Genomic DNA, 16,476 nt, shown 5'->3' on the forward strand with positions numbered 1-16,476 from the left:
GCGGTGACGGCCCCGGGCCGTCACCGCAGTGACTCCAGACGGTCGCGCACCTCCCGGAGATCCCCTCTGCCCATCAGCTCGCGCAGCACCAACACCCGTTCCAGTGCCGACACGGCCTCGGCCGCCCGACCCAGCGCCACCAGGGCATCGGTATGCAGGCACAGCGCCCTGTCCTCATCGGTCCACGAGCCCAGATCGCGGTAGATGTCGACGGCCTGCTGGAACAGCACCAGCGACGACTCCCTCTCACCCAGCGCGAATCGGACTCCGGCCAGGGTGCGCAGCACGTCGGCCCGGCCGCTGCGGTCTGCCGTCCGGCGCACCAGGTCGAGCGCCTCGTTGCAGAGCCTGAGGGCTTCGTCGTGCTCCCCGCGGTCGTGGTAGAGCGTCCCCAATCCGTTCAACGCGGCCGCCGCCCCCGCGTCGTCGGCCAGCTCCCGGTACAGCTCCAACGCCGACCGATGGCACTGCTCCGCGTCCGTCTCCTGTCCCTGTTTGCGGCGGGTGAGCGCCAGGGTGTGCAGGGATCGGGCCAGGCTCAGCCGCCCACTCGGGCTGCTGTCCCGCTTGCTCAGCAGCACGGCACGGGACAGATGGTTGGCGGCGATCTCGAAGCGGCCCTGACGCCAGCGGGTCCCCGCAAGCATCCGGAAGATCATGGCTTGGTCGACCGGGGGTGCGTCGTTCCGCTCTGCGGCCTCGCTGGCCCACGTGAGACCCCGCTGGGCGTCCTCGAAGCGATGGCGGCGCCATTGGTAGGTGACCAAGGCCATCGGCAGCAGCCACATGTGGCGTCGGCTTCCGCGCTCGATCGACAATTCGACTCCGCGCATGGCTGCTTCGTACTCGTCGTCGAGGAGGGCCAGCGCCCGCTCCAGGTCCTCGGGCTGGACCACCGTAATCCCTTCCGGCTCTCCGACCGGCAGCCATCGCTGCCCGTCCAGCCACCGGTCGCAGGCCCAGACGTAGTGCAGTTGGTGTTCCAGGATCTGCCAGACGGTGGCCTCCTCGAACCTGGGGGACGAGGTCAGGGCCGGAGGTCGCACCTGTTGGCGGGCGAAGGTCCGCACCAGGTTGTGCAGGCGGTACCGGCCCGACTGCAACTCCACCAGGTGCGCCGCCCGCAACTCCTCCACCGCCCGGTCGGGGTGCACGCTCTCGGCCGCCGAACCGAGATCCATCACCGCATCCCAGCCGATCGACGGCCCAGGATGCACCGCGAGCTGCCAGAGCAGACAACTAGCTTCTTCGGAAAGGGCGTTCACTGAGCAGGCCAAGGCCGCCCGAACGGACAGGCGGGCCGGCGGGTGTTCCAGGGCATCGAGCCGTCCTTCCTCCTTCGCGAGTTGTTCGCGCAGGTGGCGGATCGCCCTGGCCGGACGGCCTTCCAGGCGCCGAGCGGTCACGGTCAGCGCCAATGGGTTGCCGCCGCACACCTCGACGAGATCCTCGACCTCCTGGGTGAACATCCGACGATCGGATGGAGAGATGTCTTCCTGAAGCAGCTCCGCGGCAGCCTCGTCGTCGAGTTCACCCAGAGCCCAGAGCTTCACCTCCTGGCGGGCACGGAGCATTTCCGGCCTCCGGCGGCTGGTGATCAGCACCGCACTGGGCCCGGTTCCTGGCAGCAGCGGCAGCACCTGCTCGTCGTCCCAGGCGTCGTCGAGCACGATAAGCACGGAGCGGCCCGCCAACACCGAGCGCAGCGCCGCACTCTTCTGCTCCAATCCGACCGGTGAGTAGGGCAGCGGGAACTCCGCCAGGAACTTGTCGACGACGCGCTCGGGATCGGCCGGTTGCTCTCCTTCCCCCGGGAATCCGCCGAGTTCGGCGTAGAGTGCCCCGTCCGGGAACGCCTCCCGCAGCCGATGCGCCACGCGGTTCACCACCAGGCTCTTCCCGATGCCGGGCATGCCGCAGACCACGGCCACGGTCGGCCGGCCGGAGTCCTGCTGCCGCAGCACCGCCGCCACCACTTCACGGATCACCCCGTCACGGCCCAGTGCCGATCGTCCGAGAGGCGGCAACTGACTCGGCACGGAGGTCAGCGCGGTGGCACCCGATCGTGGTGCATTCCCCTGCAACTCGTCGATGACTGCCTGCAGTCCCTCGTCCGGACGCCTGAAGCGACTCTTCCATTCCTTGATCACCCTCTTCAGTCCCGCCGACGTCAGCGAGCGGCCGTGTGCGATCAGGTAGTAACGCAAGGGCCAGTCCTCCTCCGGCAGGCTGCGGTACCACCGGTCCGTCTCCGTGCGCAGCCAGTCCTCCATTCCAGCCCGCCGAGCGGTCTCCAACTGGGCTTCCACCACTGCCCGCCGTTCCCGCCGCAGCTTCGCCCGGCGCTGTACGGCCCATTCCCCCTTCAGGCCGCTCAGCGGAACCAGGTCGCCCCACTCCCCCAGGGCCGCGGTCAGAGCATCGACCCTGTCCTTCCCGAACAGCCGTTCCGCGTGCTGCACCTGGTCTCGGAAGCGGTAGAGATCAATCCGATCCCTCGGTAGATAAATGGAACAGATTCCCGATTCCATGCGCAGCGATTCCTTCCCCAGCCCCAATGCCTTCCGCAGCACGGTCATGACCTGGTCCAGCCGATCCCGCCCGAACTCCTCCGCGGGCCACAAGCAGGCGAATACCTCGCGCGCGGGACACCGACCGCCCGGCGACGTCACCAGCAAGGCGAACAGGGCTGCTGGCTTTGTGGATCCCATTACGGTCGGACTACTCGATGAATTTGATGGCCCAACACTCACCACCCCAAGCACTCGTCCATCCATGTTCGATTCCTCCGCTTCACGGTGATCGTCTCGGCCAGGGCTGTGGCACCACAGGGATCTGTGCGTTTCCGAGCGCCGGTTTACACGGTTGCGCTACTTCGCGCCCCCTCAGATCGAACTCAGAGTTTCCTCAGTTCCGCGCCCACCGAGCTCCTCGCCGGCTGGGCACCATGGCGTCAGTCGCTCGCCGAACCCGGCGACGACGGCTCGACCACGGAAAATGTCAGAAAAGGAAGGACGAGACCATGAGCAACCGCCTGCCCGCCCGCCGAGGGGGTCGCACCAAGCGGACCTCCGGCGGGTTCCCGCCGACCGCCAAGCGTCGGACCCGCGAGAAGGAGCTGCCGCCGGCGCCGGCAGCGCTGCCCGACCCCGCTCCGGACAACCCGTCACCGCCGGAGGTCTGAGACCTCCGGCTCAGGCCGAATCGGGGTGCCCGCCGACGGGTGGGCACCCCCTCCGGGAGGACTTTTCGTCCTTCCTACCGTTTCGGCCCGCCTAGTTCACGGGCTAACACGCGGTACCACTGCGTAGCACTCGGTACCACTCAGCAACAGTTCCACAGAACAGCCGCACCGAGTCCAGGCGGGCGGCAAGAGAGGACTGCACCTTGACCGTTGCCGGCGCCAGCAGCGTGTTCGCTGCCGTAGCACGGTACTTCGACAACCCCCGGGCACAGGAGGTCCGGCTGACCCTCCACCCGAACGGCGAGCCGCCGGTCCTGCTGAGCCCCGCTCAGGCGCGCGACGCCATCTACGGGACGGTCCAGGACCCCGCTCTGGTCACCGAGATCTGGCGGGCGGCCCTGCGCGCTGCGCAGACCGAGCACGGACCCGCGGAGGAGTGGCGACTCCTGTTGGTCTGGTTGGCCCTGCCGAGGCTGACCGGAACCGCCTTCCGCATCTGCCACCGGATGCGGGCCGACCGAGCCGATGTGGAGGCGGAGATGGTGCTGGGCCTTCTGGAGGGTCTGCGGACCGGCGAACCGCCGTCGGCGCTGTCGGTCGACGCCCTGCTCAAGGCCGTGTGCAGCAGGGCGTGGCGGCTCGCGCGGGCGGGGCGGCACGAAACCGCGTGCGCCACGCTGGAGCAGTGGGTGGACGATAGCGGCGGCACGGCGGCGTGTGACGGACCGGAGGAGGACGACCAGGTACAGCAGCCCCAGGTCGAGGTCACCCGGCACGAACGGGTCGGCGGACTGCGGGCCCAGCTGCGCTTCACCATCTCCCCCGAGCGCCTGAGCCAACAGGCTCTGACCGCACTCACCGAGGAGGCCGAGCGGCAGCAACTCAACCGCCGGGCGCGGCATGTCAAGCGGCAGCGCCACGCCAACAGCGCCTCCCCGCACCGAGGCGCGAGGCACCTGTGAGCCCCGCGAAGCACGGCCAGCTGAGCTTCATGGAGGCCTTCAACCTGCCGGTCGTGGTCGACGTGCCGACCGCCGCCCGAGCCCTGGGCATCTGCCTGGCGACCGCCTACCGGTTGGCCCGTCAGGACGCCTTCCCGTGCAAGATCTTGCGGATCGGCACCCGCTACCGCGTTCCCACCGTCGAACTCATGCGAGCCATCGGCGTTGACGAACGTGCCGTGTACACACTGGACCACCGCGCCTGAGCCCGAGCCACCTCACCCGCGCGAGTTCGAGTTGTACGACGATCCGCAAGGGCTCTCTGGCCTACGGGAACCCGGGTAGGTAGCTTGCGTCTGTGCAGGTCAGCGAGATCGCTGGCCTGCACAGACGTAGTCAGTACGGAAGCTCCCGCCACTTCAGCCCGTCGTGATGCGCGGTGGGGCTCTCGATTGCTTCTTGTGGCGGCCCTCGGGCGGGTGGGGCCGATCGGGTGGAAGTGTGGGGTTGTGCGTTGCGTCGGGGGAGGGACGGTCGGACGGTCGGATGAACTTCCGAGATGCGCATTCACTTCCGGACCGGTCGGATCGCCTCGGTGCTGGCCCTGCTGGCCGGTTCGCTGCTCGGCAGCAGCGTGCTGGCGCCGCCGGCCCAGGCCGCGATCTCTTTCACCAAATCCGTCGACAAGGCGACCGCCTCCCCGGGGGAGAACGTCACCTACACCCTCCGGTACACCTGTTCCATCACCGAGTGCACCGACGGGCGGATCACCGACGCCCTGCCGTCGAACATGCAGTTCGTCGGCTGGACGCCCGACCCCTCCTCGGTGGACCAGGCCGCCTCCACGGTGCCCGCGGCGGGCGCGATGGGCGGCACCATGGACATCAGGCTCAAGGACCTCAGCCCGGGCACCACCGCCACCATCACGGTGACGATGAAGTACCCGAACTTCACCACCCCCGACGGGGCGGCCTCCACCAACTCGGCCACCATGACGGCCACCGGTGAGCCCAGCCAGACCGCCACCGCCGACACCAAGGCCCAGGTGCAGCCGCAGTACACGGTGACCAAGGGCATCCAGACCTCCAGCAGCGACGGGCGCACCGTCACCTACCAGTTCAGCGCCTGCGCCACCGACCTGGTGCCCAACGTCGACCTGGACACCAGCCGGCTGCTGGACACCCTGCCGCCCGGCGCCGTGGTGGACACCGGCCGCTCGCCCGGCTGGAGCCAGGTCGCGCCCGGCCCCAACACCTGGGGCTACGACATCGGGGAGTTCCGCTCCGGCAACGGCCGCGGCGGCTGCCGGCTGCCGGGTGTGCTGGTCGTCAACTACCCGGAGGCCGACTTCCCGGACGGGACGACCTCCGACAACACCGTGGACCTGTACGGCGACCCGATCGGCCCGGACGCCGAGCGCGAGCTCGACACCGCCGGCACCACCACCGGTCAGTTCCGGCCCCCGGCCACCGGTGTGATGGTGACCGCCAGCAAGGTGTGGCGCGACAGCGTCGCCTCCGGCGACCTCGACTCCTTCAGCCTGTCGGCCACCAACACCTCCGGCCCGGCCACCAGCCTGACCATGACCGACCCCGGCGCCGGCACCACCGACGGCCTGTACAACTGGCTCTTCCCGCAGTCCCTCCAGCTGGAGCCGTGGAACCCGACCAGCATCGGGCTCACCCTGCAGTACCGCCTCGACGGCGACCCGACCTGGCAGACCTTCAGCCCGTCCAGCCCGCTGGACGGGTCCAGCGCCCGCCGGATCACCTTCGTCCAGGGCGCCGGCGACCCGACCCGCGACGAGCTGGGCATCCCGGCCGGCCGCCGGCTCGACGGCCTCAGGTTCACCTGGGACGGCCCCATCCCGACCGGCTGGAGCCCGGGCAACTCGGTGCAGGTGATCACCCAGGTCGTCACCCCCGGCCACGACGGGCGCCCGGCCCCCAGCCCGCTGACCAACTGTCTGGACACCACCGCCGGCGACGGCACCAGCACCTCCGCCGCCAACGCCTGCGCCTCGACCACCGTCACCGCCGCGACCAACCTGGGCGCGGCCAAGACCACCGTCGCCGGCGAGCTGTCCGCACCCGGCGGCATGGCGACCTTCCAGGTGATCCCGTACAACCGCAGCGGCCGCGACCTGACCCGCCCGCTCGTGCTGTACGACGTGCTCCCGGCCGGTGTCGTCTACGTCGAGGGCTCGGCCCGCCCGGACCCGAACTACCCGGACGCCAAGGCCCCCCAGTCGATCACCGTCACCCCCGGCCCGGACGGCCGCCAGATCGTCCGGATGGAATGGCCGCCCGGCGCGCCCGACATGACGTACCTGCACGACGCGCTGGCCTACCGGATGCTCTTCGACGTCCAGGTGGCCAGCAGCATCCGCTCCGGCGAGCTGACCAACGACATCTACGTCACCGTCGACCAGCCGACCGCGCCGGTCTCCTGCATGTTCTCCGGCTCCGACAGCGGCAGCACGCCGGACGTGCTGGACCTCAACGGCAACGGCGACACCTCCGAGCTCATGTGCCACGCCTCCTCCCAGATCCAGGTGGACGTGCCGAGCGTGCTGCGCTCGTACAAGGAGGTCATGGGCGACCTGGACGCCGACTACGTCAGCATCGGCAGCGCCACCCCCGGCGGCCGGATCTCCTACCGGATGACCGTCCGCAACGACTCGCCCGACCCGGTCACCGACTTCATCGCCTACGACAAGCTCCCCACCCCGGGCGACAACTACGTCCTCACCCAGGACGCTCCGCGCGGCAGCGCCTGGACCCCGTCGCTGAGCCAGCCGATCACCACCAGCGACCCGACCGTGGGGATCGAGTACACCACCGACCCCAACCCGTGCGTCGACGCCGCCCTGGTCAACCGGACCGGCTGCAACAGCGGCGCCACCTGGAGCAGCACTTTCCCCGGCCCGGGAACGGCCACCTGGTTCCGGGTCCGCCGCCCCGGCAGCCTGGCCTCCGGCGAGGCCTTCACCCTGACCTGGCCCATGGTCGCCTCGGTGGACGCCCCCGACGGGGAGTACGCCTGGAACAGCTTCGCCTTCACCGCCACCGACGCCAGCGGCCGCCAGCTGCTGCCCGCCGAGCCGGCCAAGGTCGGCGTCGCCGTCAAGCAGACCAAGCCCTCCGACAACGCGCTCGGCGACTTCGTCTGGCAGGACGTGGACGGCTCCGGCATCCAGAAGCCCGGCGACCCGGGCATCGCCGGCGTCACGGTGAAGCTGCTCGACGGCAACGGCCAGCCCGTCCGCGACAAGAACGGCAAGCCGGTCACCACGGTGACCGACCGGAACGGCCACTACCTCTTCGACCACCTGCCCGACGGCAGCTACGCGGTGCAGTTCGACCTGTCCACCCTGCCCGACGGCGCCGTCGTCACCAAGCGGGGCGTCGGCACCGATCCGGCCAAGGACTCGGACGCCGACCCGGCCACCGGCATCACCCAGACCGTCACGCTCAGCGGAGGGCAGCGCGACCTCGACCTCGACATGGGCGTGATCCTGCCGACCACCCCCACCGGGTCGCCGTCCCCGTCGCCGTCCCCGACCTCTTCGCCTTCCCCGACATCGTCCCCGTCGCCGACGTCCTCGCCGACGCCGTCGCCGTCCCCCTCGCCGACCGCGACCCGGTCCGGCAGTACGACCCCGACCGCCGGCCCGACCCACAGCGCGAGTCCGTCGGCGAGCGGCGGGACGCTGCCCAACACCGGCGGCTCGGCGCCCGACGCGCTGATCGCAGCCCTCGGCGCCCTCGCCGTCCTGGGAGGTGTGGCGCTGTGCGCGGTGGTCTACCGGCGGCCCGGACGACACAGCTGACACCGACGACGGACAACTGAACACCCGACCGACACCAGTGGCGCCGCCCCCAGCGGCGCCACTGGCGCGTTGTCGGAGGCGGACGGGCAGGCAGGCGGGCGGGCAGGCGGGCAGGCGGGCAGGCGGGCAGGGCTGGAACCGGGGGCTCGGGCTGCGGGAGTTCACCCGGGGAAGGCCTACGGGCGCTCCGGAGTCAGCGCCAGGACGGCGAGGTCGTCGGCGAGCAGGCCGGCGTACTCGTGGACGTCCTGGGCCAGGAAGGAGACCAGCCGGTCGGGCGAGGTGGTGCCGAGGGCGGCCAGGCGGGGGGCCAGCGGGTAGAAGGCGCCGGTGGCGTCCCCGGCCTCGCTCACACCGTCGGTGTAGAGCAGGACGGTGTGGCCCGGGGGCAGCGCGACGGCGGTCGGCTTGCCGCGCTCGTCGGGGGGCCCGAGGTGGGCCAGGCCGAGCGGGAGTTCGTCCGCGCAGGACACCGGGGTGATGGTGTGCTCGGTGAGCAGCAGCGGGGTGGTGTGGCCCCGGTTGACGATCTCCACGCAGTCGGAGCCCGGCCGGTACTGCAGCAGGACGGCGGTGACGAACAGCTCGTCGTCGCCCCGGTCGGCGGCGTCGCGCAGGACGGCACGGTCCAGCTGGTCGGCGAGGTCGACCAGGTCGGGGGTGTCGTGCGCGGTCGCCCGGAAGGCGCCGAGCACGTCGGCCACCGTACGGACGGCGCCGAGGCCCTTGCCGCGGACGTCGCCGAGCAGCACCCGGACGCCGAAGCGGGTGTCGCACACCTCGTACAGGTCCCCGCCGACCAGGACCTCGGCCTGGGCCGGGCGGTAGAGGCCGGCCACCCGCAGACCGCCCGCCCGCTCGGGCACCGGGCGCAGCACGGTGCGCTGCAGGGTCTCGGCGACGGTACGGGCGTGCAGCAGGGTGCGGTTCTGCCGGGTCCGCTGCCAGGACAGGGCGGTGCCCATCACCCCGGAGAGCAGCGTGGCGATGTAGACCCAGACGTGGTGCTGCTCGTCGATGTGGCCCGCCCGCACGGCCAGCACCAGTTGCAGCGCCAGGGCGCCGACCGTGGTGGTGGCGGTCAGCACCGGGCCGTAGCTGAACGCCGCCACCACGGGCAGCGCGGTCAGCAGGAAGCCGGCCGCGACGGCGTCCGGGACGACCGCCTCGGCGGCCAGGTCAAGCAGCAGGAGGAGCACCGGCAGCCAGGGCACCCAGCGCGGTGCCCGGGGTTCCACGGCCGCCGGATGCTCCGGGCGGGGTGCTACGGGCACGGTGGGGTCCTCCTGGCCGACCGGTCGGTATGACCGGTTCGTCCCTCCATGCTCTCCTACGGAGGACCCGGCCACGAACGGCCGAACGTCCCGGTTTCCGGGACCGACCGGGCCCGGAAGCGGGGCGTCAGGGCCGGTCGGCGGACGGTGACCAACCCGGCCCCGGCCGACAGCCGGGGCCGGTGGGCGGTCGGCGGGCGCGCCGACAACCGGGCCGGTGGGCGGTCAGCGGCGGCCCCACCGGTGGGCGGTCAGCGGCGAGACGGTCATCAGCGGACGATCACCGGCAGGGTCTCGAAGCCGCGCAGGACCAGGCGGTCCCGCCGGGCCGGCACGCCGCCCGGGGCCAGCCGGGGGAAGCGGTCGAGCAGGGCGGGCACCGCGACCTCGGCCTCCAGTCGGGCCAGCTGGGCGCCCAGGCAGTAGTGCGGGCCGCCGCCGAAGCTCAGCGGCTGGCTGTCCCGGCGGGTCGGGTCGAACACCTCCGGGCGGTCGTACCGGGCCGGGTCGTGGTTGGCCGCGCCGAGCAGCAGGAGCGCCACGTTGCCGACCGGCACGGGCAGCCCGTCGACGGCCAGCCCCTCGGCCAGCGCCACCCGGGAGGTGAGCTGGACCGGGGAGTCGAAGCGCAGCACCTCGTCGGTGAAGCCGGCCGGGGTGATCGCGCCGCTGCGCAGCCCGGCGGCGGCCTCCGGGTGGCGGAACAGCAGGGCCAGGCCGTTGCCGAGCAGGTTGGTGGTGGTCTCGAAGCCGGCCACCAGCAGCAGCACCAGGTTGGCCAGCAGTTCCCGGGCGGGCAGCCGCTCAGGGTCGTCGACGGCGATCCGGGCCAGGTCGGTGACCAGGTCGTCCTGCGGGCGGGCGAGGCGCTCGGCGGCCAGCTCGGTGAAGTAGCCGGCCAGTTCGTCGGCGGCCTCGTCCGCCTCGGTGAGCTCGGAGCGGTCGTCGATGAACTCCAGGGCGACGGTGAGGTCGGAGGCGAGGTCGCGGAAGCGGTAGCGGTCCCGCTCGGGGACGCCGAGCAGTTCGCAGATCACCCCGACCGGCAGCCGGAAGGCGAAGGCGTCCATGAAGTCCACCGGCGAGCCGTCGGCGCCCTGCTCGGCCATCCCGTCCAGCAGCCCGGCGACCGCCTCCTCCACCGCCGGGCGCAGCGCGGCCACCCGGCGGGCGGTGAAGACCGAGGCGATCAGCGAGCGGACCCGGGGGTGGTCGGGCGCGTTGCGCTGCAGGATCGAGCGGCCGAACAGCGCCAGCGACGGGTGCTCGGCGAACTCCGGGGTCAGCTCCGCCATCATGTCGGCGGTCGCGACGGCGAAGGCGGGGGTGCGCAGCACCTTGTCGGCCGCGGCGTGGCCGGCCACCAGGAAGGTGTCCGGCCCGGCGGGCACCGCCGCGCCCAGCGCGTGTGCCCGCGCGTACAGCGGGTACGGGTCGGCCCGGCCCTCGCTGGTCAGCAGTTCCTCGATGATCGCCGCGCCGTCCATCCGGTGCTCCCCTCCCAGAGGCCACGTTCCTGCTGCGTGAACCACCGGAGGGTGCAGCGGAGTTCCCGTCCGGCGGGGGCGCCGGGCCGGACCGGGGGCTCGACCGGCGGAGGCCCGGGTGCGCGCCCGGCGGGGGCGCCGGGCCGGGCGGGTTGGCGCCCGGCCGTCGGGCGGCTCGGTAGGGTTGCCGGTATGGAGATCTGGATCAACCCGCGCTGCGGCAAGTGTCGATCGGCGCTCGGCGAGCTGGAGGCCGTCGGGGCCGAGTACACCGTGCGGCGCTACCTGGAGAATCCGCCGACCGCGGCCGAGCTGGAGCAGGTGCTGGAGCGGCTGGGCCTGGAGCCGTGGGACATCACCCGCATCGACGAGCAGGTCGCCAAGGACCTGGGGATGCGGAAGTGGTCCCGGGAGCCGGCGGACCGGGACCGCTGGATCGCGGCGATGGCGAAGCACCCGATCCTGATCCAGCGCCCGATCATCACCGCGGACGACGGCCACGCCGTCGTGGCCCGCACCCCCGAGGCGGTCAAGTCCGTCCTGCCGTAGCAGCGCCGCGTCCGGAGCCCAAGAGGCGTCCGGGGCGTCCGGGGCCGGTCAGTGCAGCTGGATCCGCTGCACCGGCCGGCCCGGGTGCCAGTTGAGGACCCACAGGTGGCCCTCCCCCACGGCGGTGTGCACCACCTGCTCCAGGTCCAGCCGGAAGGCGTGGAAGGCGGTCGGCGGCGGCTCGGGCAGATCGGCCGCGTAGGCGGAAAGTTCGGCCTCGTCGGTGATCTCGACCGCGCGGCCGGAGACCTTGGAGTCCCCGCCGGCCATCGTCTCGTCCCCCGGATGGGCGTGCAGCGCGAAGCGGCCGTCCCGTTGGAGGTCGCGCGCCTTGGCCGAGCCGTACATCGACCCGAGCATCAGGTCGGCGCCGACGAAGTCGACCTCCGTACCGCTCACCCGGGGCGACCCGTCCTTGCGCAGCGTCGCCAGGACGTGGTGCTTCTCGGCTTCGAACCGGGCCCGCACGAGGGGCGCCAGCTCGGGTGCCTGCTGCTCGAAATCCTGCCAGGTGGCCATGGCGCCAGTCTGGCACCGGGCACCGACAACCGCCGGGTGTCAGGGGCCGGTGCCAGACTGGCGGAGTGACCACCACGACCACGTACATCGCGTTCCTGCGGGCGATCAACGTCGGCGGCCGGACGGTGCGGATGGAGCGGCTGCGGGCGCTCTTCGCCGAGTTGGGGCTCGGGGGCGTGCGCTCCTACATCCAGAGCGGCAACGTCTTCTTCACCACCGACGAGCCGGACCGCGCCGCCCTCACCCGGCGCATCGAGGAGCACCTGGAACGGTCCCTCGGCTACCCGGTGCCCACGCTGCTGCGGACGGTCGACGAGGTGGCCGCGCTGCTGGCCGCCGAGCCGTTCAAGAGCGTCGAGGTGACGCCCGACGTCCGGCTGGTGGTGGCCTTCCTCTCCGAGCCGCTGCCCGCCGACCTCGCCCTCCCCCGCCTCTCGCCGAAGGGCGACCACGAGGTGGTCGGCGCCGACCCGGGCGCCGCGTACGTGGTGGTCCACCTGCGGGACGGCAAGTGGGTCACCGGGGAACTGTTCGGCAAGGCCTACCGGGGTGCGGTCACCTCCCGGTTCCTGCACACCACCGAGAAGATCCTGGCGGTCGCCCGGAAGGGCTGACCTCCTGACATCCGCGCACCGGCCACCCCGGCACCAGGCAACCCGGCCACCCGGCCACCCGGAACCGCGGTGGCGCACCGGGCGTCTGGAGTGCAGTGACGTACTCACCGTGCGCCGGCACCCGGCGTGATCTGGACAGTCCGAGCCGGCCGAGCCGACAATCGGGCCATGACGTCTCCTGAGTTCCGCACCGGCGCCGTCCGGCCCTCCGGCGCGGTCCGCCCCTCGGACGCCGAACGGGACCAGGCGCTCGGGGTGCTCAAGGACGGAGCGGGCAGCGGACGGCTGTCGCACGACACCTTCCTCGGCCGGATGGACATCGTCCTGCACGCCACCAGCCGGGGCGAGTTGGACGAGGCGATGACCGGGCTGCCGACCGGGAGCCCGGTCGAGCGCTTCCTGCTGCGGACGGTCGGCCGGGTCTCCGCGTTCGGGGACCGGCTGCGCCGGGCCTGGCGCACCGAACGGCTGCCCGGGCTGAGCCTGCCGGAGACCGGGGCCGGGCAGTTGACGATCGGTCGGTTCCCCGGCTCGGGGCTGCGGCTGCACGACGCCTCGGTGTCCCGACGGCACGCCGAACTGCGGCGCGAGGGCGGCGGCTGGGTGCTGTACGACCTGGGCTCGACCAACGGCACGCATGTGAACGGGCGCCGGATCGCGGGCGGGGTACGGGTCCGGCCGGGCGACCAGGTCCGGTTCGGGAACCTGGAGTTCCGGCTCGCCTCGGACTGAGTCGCACCCCCGGCCGGTCGGTACGGACCCGAGCGGGCACCGGGGAGGCGTCGGGTGGGCGTCCATGCGTGCGGACGGTGAACGTGCGGGTGTGCGGGTGTGCGTGCGGGTGTGCGGGCGTGCGGGCGTGCGGGCGGTGAACGTCAGCCGCGGGTGACGTGCAGTTCGGCGTAGCGGTCGCCCTTGTCCGCCTTGCGCAGGGTGACCTTCGCCGTGCCGACGGCGGTCTCGGCGCCCTTGCCGACGGTCTTCCGTTCGTCCCCGACCGCGACCTCGACCGTGCTGTCGGTGATGTGGCTGACGGTCATCTTCACGGTGCGGTCGCCGCCGAAGACCTGGAGGGTCTTGGAGGCCTCGGCGTCATCGGTGCGCACGACGACGTCGCAGCTGTCGTCGTCGAGGCAGAGCGCGACACCGCCGTCGCAGGCGGTCAGTCCGGCGCCGAGGGTGAGGACGGCGCCGGCGGCGAGGAGCGCCGGGCGGCGGACGGCGGGCCCGAAGCGGCGCCGGGCAGGGGTTCGGTGGGAGTTCGGGGTGCTCGCTGTGGTCATGGCGTCGACGGTAGGCGCCCGCACGCGCCCCGCCATCGGCCGTCGGCGGTACGCACCCCCTGGCCGGCCCCGGAGCGCCCGAACGATCGCGACCCCGAGGGCGATGGGTCGAATCCCCTAGGGGACGAGGGGAGTTGGAACTGTTGGATCGGATTCCGGAAAGGCTCGGCATATGCCTCAGAGGTATGCCACGCGCGTAGATCGACGGGCCGCGAAAAGGACCGGCGGTCAGTCGGCGACACCGCCCAGGTCGCTGCCCCGCGCACCGGCCGGGCCCCACAGCGGCGCCATGCAGCGCTGGTAGGTGGCCTGCCAGTGCGGCCAGTTGCGGGCCACGTCGTCGTCACACTCGGCCAACAGCCGCTCCACCAGAGCCGGTTCCACACCCTCCAGCAGCCAGGCCAGCGCGTCCGCCGTCCCCGGGCCGTCCGCCGAGCGCAGCAGGTCCATCAGCTCGCCCAGGCCGCCGAGCCGGGAGCCCTCCGGGACCACCCGCTCCATCCGGGGCAGCAACTGGCGCTCCTCGATCCGCAGGTGCGTCTCCAGCCGGGCCGCCAGGTCCTCCATCGCGTACGCCACCGGCCAGGCGCTGCCGGTGTCCCGGCTGGCGATCCGCACCAGCGTGGTGACCCGGGTGAACGAGTGGTCGAGGTTGTGGTGGTCCGCCTCCAGCCAGTTGAGCAGCAGCCGCAGCTCGGGGGCGAAGCGGCGCACGATCGGCCAGATCCGGCTGTCCTGCTGCTCGTGGTGGCAGGTCAGCATCGCGGTCACGAAGCTCCAGTGCCGCAGCAGCGCCTCGCCGGCGTCGTCCTCGCCGGGCTGGAGCAGCCGCAGGGCGTTGGGCAGCCGGGCGAGGTCCCGGCGCAGCGCGGCGTGCACCAGCCGCAGTCCGGCGAAGCGGGCCGTCGCCGGCTCCTCGCCGACGGCCCGCACGGGCACGGCCGCGCCCCGGGTGTCGACCCCGGACCCCGCCTGCTCGGGCACGGAGGGGGACGGCTGGGGCAGTAGATGGATCGGCATGGCACTCTCTTCACGATGTCGTGGGGCGGGCGGGGCCAGCCGGTGGAGCGGCCCCATCCAAGGTGCTCACAGTCGATCAAAAGTGAATCAATGTCCGATTGACGCGCAGGTCACAGGCATGTGCGCGGGGGAAGCCGCGCTGCGCGGGTGCCGCCCCGCGATCGCCCGCCCCGGCCTCCGGACGCTGCCGGAACGCCGTGGGCCCGGGGCACCTGGGTGCCCCGGGCCCACGGCCTGCGGGTCGTCGTACGGCGCGTCGTGCGGACGGCCGCGCGGGTCGTCGTGCGGCTGGGATCAGTCGGCCTCCGGGCCCGCCAGGTTCTTGGTGAGCCACTGCAGCGTGTCCGGGATCATCTTCTTGAAGTCCGAGGTCAGGTGCTTGCCACCGGGCTGCTCGTAGTACTCCAGCGACGCCGGCGGGGCGGCCTTGGCGACCCAGCCCTTGACCAGCTTGGTCTCGTACGGGTTGGCGCCGCCCGCGGTGACCAGCATCTTCACGTCGGCCTTGCCCTGGGCGACCAGCACGTCGGGGTTGTTGGCCTGCCGCTCGGCGTCGTGGCCCTTCCACAGCCCCGAGTCGGGAACGTAGTAGCCGTCGATCGGGACGGCGGCCTTGTAGACGTCCGGGTGCTGGAGGGCGAGCTTGGCGCTGCAGAAGCCGCCGGTGGAGGCGCCCATCACGCCCCAGCCGTCGCGGCCCTTCACGGTGCGGAAGTTGGCGCGGACGAAGTCCGGGAGGTCCTGGGACATCCAGGTGCCCATCTTGGGCTGGCCCGGGATGTCGGAGCAGTCCAGCGCGTTGTGCTCGTCGCTGTTGAAGTTCTGCACCGGCATGATCATGATGAACGGGTGGGACTTGCCCGCCTTGACCAGCTGCTCGTTCTCCTCCTGGATCGGCAGCTGGTTGTCGGTCCAGGTGTTGTAGCCGTTGCTCTGGCCGCCCGCGAAGAGGGTGAGCACCGGGAAACCGGTCTTGGCGAACTTGGGGTCGTTGTACTCGGGCGGCAGCCAGACCCAGACCTTGCCGGAGACGCCGGACTTCGCGCCGGTCACCGTGGTCACCATGATCGGACCGGCGGACGTGTCCCGGGCCTTGCTCAGGGTGGCGGCCGGACCGGTGGGCATCAGCACCTTCCCGGTGGCGGCCGCGGGCTCCGCGGTGGTGGGCGCGGGCGTACCGCCGCCACCGGCGCTGGGCGAACCCCCCGTGGCGCCGGTACCGGTCGCACCCGGGGTGCCGGCCGCCTTGGCGCTGTCCCCCTTCCCGCCACCGGAACTCCCGCAGGCCGCCAGCGAGGCGGCCAGGGCGAGCACGGCGGCGCCGGTCAGGACGGCGCGGGAACGGGACGACTGCCTAAGCACGGTGAGGACTCTCCGACCGATGACACGCCCGGTCCGTCTGACCGGGCTGTGGCCCCCCGGTGGGGCCGGACAGGCCGGGGGCGCGGCGCTGGTGCGGTCCCCGGGGTGGCGGCGCGTCCTCCCTCGCGGTGGCGCGCCTTCCTGCGATCTTATGACGTGGACCGGGGTGGCTCGGTTGCGCGGTGGCCACCGGAAATCCAATGTTTGTTCGCGATCAGGTAAAGGCCTTCACCGCTCCCCCCGGTCGGCGGGGGCCGGACGGCGGGGAGCACGGTCCGCGGCCTGTCCGGGGGTGCGAATTTTGGGGCCTTCGACCAGTGACGGCGGCCGCCGCATCCGCAACGATCGGCTCACGCCCCAACCGACCCGCGCCCAGCCGAAGCCGAAGCCGAAGCCCACCAGACCCGAGCA

The 16,476-nt window shown here is 72.2% G+C and carries 14 protein-coding genes; 7 read left to right on the forward strand and 7 right to left on the reverse strand.

Annotation, left to right across the window (positions count from 1 at the left end; genetic code table 11):
- Positions 1–20: 20 nt before the first annotated feature.
- Positions 21–2,579: a tetratricopeptide repeat protein gene (locus AB0P03_RS10795; RefSeq protein WP_363580919.1), complete on the reverse strand. Its 2,559-nt coding sequence runs from the start codon at positions 2,577–2,579 to the stop codon at positions 21–23.
- Positions 2,580–3,022: 443 nt separating this feature from the next.
- Between AB0P03_RS10795 and AB0P03_RS10800 the strand changes: the two genes are divergently transcribed.
- From AB0P03_RS10800 to AB0P03_RS10815, 4 genes are all read left to right on the forward strand, one after another.
- Entirely contained in the window at positions 3,023–3,184 is a 162-nt protein-coding gene (locus AB0P03_RS10800) for a hypothetical protein (RefSeq protein WP_363580917.1), read from the forward strand.
- 203 nt (positions 3,185–3,387) lie between these two features.
- Positions 3,388–4,146 (forward strand): hypothetical protein, encoded by a 759-nt coding sequence (locus tag AB0P03_RS10805; protein WP_363580915.1) that lies wholly within the window; start codon positions 3,388–3,390, stop codon positions 4,144–4,146.
- Positions 4,143–4,391, forward strand: coding sequence for a helix-turn-helix domain-containing protein (locus AB0P03_RS10810; protein WP_363580913.1), 249 nt, complete (start codon positions 4,143–4,145; stop codon positions 4,389–4,391). The genes AB0P03_RS10805 and AB0P03_RS10810 overlap by 4 nt, the downstream gene beginning before the upstream one ends.
- 293 nt (positions 4,392–4,684) lie before the next feature.
- Positions 4,685–7,957, forward strand: a complete 3,273-nt coding sequence (locus AB0P03_RS10815) for an SdrD B-like domain-containing protein (protein ID WP_363628520.1) — start codon at positions 4,685–4,687, stop codon at positions 7,955–7,957.
- A gap of 176 nt (positions 7,958–8,133) precedes the next feature.
- Here AB0P03_RS10815 and AB0P03_RS10820 read toward each other — a convergent pair whose 3' ends face one another.
- Together AB0P03_RS10820 and AB0P03_RS10825 are read right to left on the reverse strand one after the other, a co-directional pair.
- Positions 8,134–9,231: a PP2C family protein-serine/threonine phosphatase gene (locus tag AB0P03_RS10820; RefSeq protein WP_363628522.1), complete on the reverse strand. Its 1,098-nt coding sequence runs from the start codon at positions 9,229–9,231 to the stop codon at positions 8,134–8,136.
- Positions 9,232–9,500: 269 nt separating this feature from the next.
- On the reverse strand, positions 9,501–10,718 hold the full coding sequence (locus AB0P03_RS10825) for a cytochrome P450 (protein WP_363580908.1): 1,218 nt from the start codon (positions 10,716–10,718) through the stop codon (positions 9,501–9,503).
- A gap of 192 nt (positions 10,719–10,910) precedes the next feature.
- On the opposite strand from AB0P03_RS10825, the gene AB0P03_RS10830 reads away from it, so the two are divergent.
- On the forward strand, positions 10,911–11,267 hold the full coding sequence (locus tag AB0P03_RS10830) for an arsenate reductase family protein (protein ID WP_363628523.1): 357 nt from the start codon (positions 10,911–10,913) through the stop codon (positions 11,265–11,267).
- A gap of 48 nt (positions 11,268–11,315) precedes the next feature.
- Here the strand turns inward: AB0P03_RS10830 and AB0P03_RS10835 are convergent, their stop codons facing one another.
- Positions 11,316–11,786, reverse strand: coding sequence for a pyridoxamine 5'-phosphate oxidase family protein (locus AB0P03_RS10835; RefSeq protein WP_363580906.1), 471 nt, complete (start codon positions 11,784–11,786; stop codon positions 11,316–11,318).
- A 65-nt stretch (positions 11,787–11,851) separates the two neighbouring features.
- On the opposite strand from AB0P03_RS10835, the gene AB0P03_RS10840 reads away from it, so the two are divergent.
- Together AB0P03_RS10840 and AB0P03_RS10845 are read left to right on the forward strand one after the other, a co-directional pair.
- Positions 11,852–12,400 carry a DUF1697 domain-containing protein gene (locus AB0P03_RS10840; protein ID WP_363580904.1) on the forward strand — a complete coding sequence of 183 codons (549 nt, stop codon included), beginning with the start codon at positions 11,852–11,854 and terminating at the stop codon, positions 12,398–12,400.
- 168 nt (positions 12,401–12,568) lie between these two features.
- Positions 12,569–13,132 carry a DUF1707 and FHA domain-containing protein gene (locus tag AB0P03_RS10845; RefSeq protein WP_363628525.1) on the forward strand — a complete coding sequence of 188 codons (564 nt, stop codon included), beginning with the start codon at positions 12,569–12,571 and terminating at the stop codon, positions 13,130–13,132.
- 143 nt (positions 13,133–13,275) lie between these two features.
- On the opposite strand, the gene AB0P03_RS10850 is transcribed toward AB0P03_RS10845, so the two are convergent.
- The 3 genes from AB0P03_RS10850 to AB0P03_RS10860 form a co-directional block, all read right to left on the reverse strand.
- Entirely contained in the window at positions 13,276–13,683 is a 408-nt protein-coding gene (locus AB0P03_RS10850; RefSeq protein ID WP_363580902.1) for a hypothetical protein, read from the reverse strand.
- Positions 13,684–13,911: 228 nt separating this feature from the next.
- The gene (locus AB0P03_RS10855; RefSeq protein WP_363580900.1) at positions 13,912–14,703 is read right to left on the reverse strand and encodes a hemerythrin domain-containing protein; all 792 of its coding nucleotides are present in this window, start codon (positions 14,701–14,703) and stop codon (positions 13,912–13,914) included.
- A 294-nt stretch (positions 14,704–14,997) separates the two neighbouring features.
- Positions 14,998–16,065 (reverse strand): alpha/beta hydrolase-fold protein, encoded by a 1,068-nt coding sequence (locus AB0P03_RS10860; RefSeq protein WP_363628527.1) that lies wholly within the window; start codon positions 16,063–16,065, stop codon positions 14,998–15,000.
- Between the last annotated feature and the right edge of the window lie 411 nt (positions 16,066–16,476).

The organism is Kitasatospora sp. NPDC088779, assembly GCF_040685395.1.
Classification (GTDB): domain Bacteria; phylum Actinomycetota; class Actinomycetes; order Streptomycetales; family Streptomycetaceae; genus Kitasatospora.